Annotated in this window: 3 protein-coding genes; 2 read left to right on the top strand and 1 reads right to left on the bottom strand. The window is 62.8% G+C overall.

What is annotated here, in order from left to right; genetic code table 11:
- Positions 1-1,898, top strand: a 1,898-nt coding sequence (locus BUB54_RS21715) for an AAA family ATPase (RefSeq protein ID WP_175556557.1), incomplete at its 5' end; no start/stop codon positions are given.
- 19 nt (positions 1,899-1,917) lie between these two features.
- Positions 1,918-2,655 carry a DUF6118 family protein gene (locus BUB54_RS19580; protein WP_048880343.1) on the top strand — a complete coding sequence of 246 codons (738 nt, stop codon included), beginning with the start codon at positions 1,918-1,920 and terminating at the stop codon, positions 2,653-2,655.
- Between the two features lie 230 nt (positions 2,656-2,885).
- Here BUB54_RS19580 and BUB54_RS21890 read toward each other — a convergent pair whose 3' ends face one another.
- Positions 2,886-3,023 carry a DUF4396 domain-containing protein gene (locus BUB54_RS21890; RefSeq protein WP_280521950.1) on the bottom strand — a complete coding sequence of 46 codons (138 nt, stop codon included), beginning with the start codon at positions 3,021-3,023 and terminating at the stop codon, positions 2,886-2,888.
- Between the last annotated feature and the right edge of the window lie 3 nt (positions 3,024-3,026).

Here is a 3,026-nt window from a genome sequence, read left to right as displayed (position 1 = left end):
ATCGCGTGCATGGTGCGGCGTTGGCGGGCAAGGCGGCCGAGGGGCTGGAGGAGTCTTCCGGCATTGCCTCGCGCACCCTGGCGTCATGGGAACGAGGTTGGGAGCGCCGGTTCGACAAGCTCGGTCCCAAGGACGTGTTCGTGATCGACGAGGCCGGGATGGTGGGCTCGAAGCAGCTTTCCCGGTTCATCACCGAGGCTGACCTGGCCGGTGCCAAGATCGTGCTGGTGGGTGACCCTGAGCAGTTGCAGCCTATCGGGGCGGGGGCGGCGTTCCGCGCCGTGGCCGAGCGGGTTGGCATGGTGGAGCTGGAGGGGATTCGGCGGCAGCGGGAGGGCTGGCAGCGGGCGGCGTCGATGGATTTTGGCCGGCACCGTACCGCCGAGGGGTTGGCGGCCTATGCGCAGCGTGGTGCAGTTCGGTTTGAGGAGACAAGCGAGGCTGCACGTATTGCCATCGTGCGCGATGTGATGGCCGACATGGAATTGCGGCCAGAGGGCTCGCGGCTGGTGCTGGCGCACCGGCGCGCCGATGTCGCGGCGCTGAATGACGCCATCCGTGATGCCCGGCAGGCGCAAGGCGAGCTGACCGGCGAGCTGGTCTACCAGACCACCGAGGGTGCGCGGGCGTTTGCCCCCGGTGACCGGGTGTTGTTCCGCGAGAACAACCGAGAGCTGGGCGTCAAAAACGGGATGCTGGGCACGGTGGCGCAAGCCAGCGAGGGGCATTTATCGATCCGGCTGGATTCCGCTCAGGGGCCTGGTCTGGGGCGGGCAGTCTCGGTCTCGATGGCGGATTACGCGGCGGTGGATCACGGCTACGCCACCACTATCCATAAGAGCCAGGGGGCGACGGTGGACCGGGCCTATGTGTTGGCCTCGGGCTCGATGGACCGGCACATGACCTATGTGGCGATGACCCGGCACCGCGACGGGGTGGCACTGTATGCCGATCGGTCCGAATTCAGCGACATGGGCGCGCTCACGGCGCGGCTGTCGCGGTCCCAGGCCAAGGAAACGACGCTGGATTATGACCGGGCCGGTTATGCCCAGCGCCGGGGGTTTGGCGTCCACCGGCGCGGTACCGAGAGCGAAATCGCGATTCCGGCGGCGATGCGTGAGCCCCTCCGTGATCATTCCAACGGTTCTGCGAACCGCTGGAACCTTGGATCACTCCGCCCGACGCGGGACCGGGAAGCAACGGCACGGCCAACGCCGAAGCGCGGCATGTTCGATGGCTTGAAGCTCAGCACCGGCCGTCCCTCGGCCGAGGCCGGTCTGGGCGTTGGGGCCGCACAGGTACGGGCCGATCCGGCGGCGCGGCTGGAGCAGGCGGTGGACCGCTATGCGCGGGCTTGGTCCGATATTAGGTTGATGCGCGCGGAAAACCTGCCCGTGCTGGATTCGCAAAAGCAGGCATTGCGCGATGCGGGGGTGGCGCTGGATGAAATCCGGCCTGGTGCGGTGCGCGATTTGCGTGCAGCCTTGGCTTATGAGCCCGCCATCCAGCGGGCGATGACTGAATTGCAAGGGCGGGAGCGGGCCACGCGGCTGGTAGCTGGGATCAAGCATGAGGAGCGGGTGCACCGGGAACCGGAGTTGTATGCCGCGCGGCTGGTTAAGGTGTGTCACCGCCTAGAGGTGCGGCATGAGCGGCTAAGCGGCTGGGAGCAGGCCGAAGCCCGCGGCAAGGTCGCGGCCGAGCTTAAAAGCATCGCCGGTGCCCTGAAACGCGATCCGCAGCTTGAGTCGGTGATGCGGGCGCAGGCCAAGACGTTGGGGATTACGCCCGGCTCCTGGCTGGGGCGGGTGCTGCAAGCGCCGACCGTGGAGCGGGCGATTGGCCAGAGCATTGGCTGTGATCTTGAGCGGGGACGTGACTTGGGCATGTCGATGTAGGGCGAGCTGGGGAAAAAGCATGGATGACGAATCAGTGTCGGGTGACGGGGTGGGGGATGCGACGCGGGCGTTTGAGGATTTACGGGCCGAGGTGTCCGTCATGCGCCGCGCTGTGGAGGCGTTGCCGGGTGCCATGGCGGACAGCTTGCCCCCGGCACCGCCGGATTACCGGTCCGATGTCGGGAAAGTCGCGCAAATGCTGGCCGCCGTTGTTGGGCGGCTCGATGTGATTGAGCAGCATCCGGCACTGAAGGAGACGCCGGAGAGCTATTCCGCACAGATCGAAAATGCCGGCACATCGGTGTTCACTGAGCCCAAGCTGGAGTTGGGTCGGGCGATCACTGAGACGCGCACAACCAGCCGTGAGCTTGCCGACATGATCGGCAATATGCGGGGCAAAGTGGAGCAGCGGGAGTGGGTGGTCTTCTGGGTTGCGACCGTGGGTCTTGGAGCTATGCTGTTGGGTCTGATTGCCTCCCCCTTCATTGCCAGTCATCTGCCGTTTGGCTGGGATGGCACCGTCGCCTCAATTGTCATGGACCAACCGGATCGATGGGATACGGGATGGGCGCTGCTCCGGGCCGCTAAGCCCGGTGATGCGACTAATGCGTCGACTGGATATAATCTCGTGCAAGCCAACCAGGCGGCACTTGTCGCTTGCCAGCAGGCTGCGGCCAACGAACGCAAAGATCAAAAATGCCCCATCATCGTGAAGGCACAGTCTGATATAAATAGCGGCAATAAAATTCAGCACTGAAACCACTGATTTTTAGGATAAAGTTGTTGGTGATGGTGTGGCTCCTGGTAGGACACTTTGGTCTGTTGAAACCTCCAAAAAAACAGCCGGGATTAGTTCATGCTTTTGAACTCACAAAAGAATGATGTGGATGACCTCTTCCTTTCGCAAATTGCCGCTGCAATCCTATAATTCTAGAAGGGTTCCACGTTGCATTCGAGCGCGTTTTCGATGAAAACGAAGGTACACAGTTACATAGCTTCCTTGATGCCGGCACGGACGAGAAACCAGTTCATAGGGTACGTGGTCGCGAATCCAATGATCATGCCGATCTGCATCATGAACCAATAGACCGGGCTGTCGGGATGTAGTTGTGGTCCAAAAAACACGAA

The organism is Acidocella aminolytica 101 = DSM 11237 (assembly GCF_900129125.1).
GTDB classification, from domain to species: domain Bacteria; phylum Pseudomonadota; class Alphaproteobacteria; order Acetobacterales; family Acetobacteraceae; genus Acidocella; species Acidocella aminolytica.
Note: the sequence above shows the minus strand (reverse complement) of the source record. Positions and strands in the feature narration are given on the sequence as shown.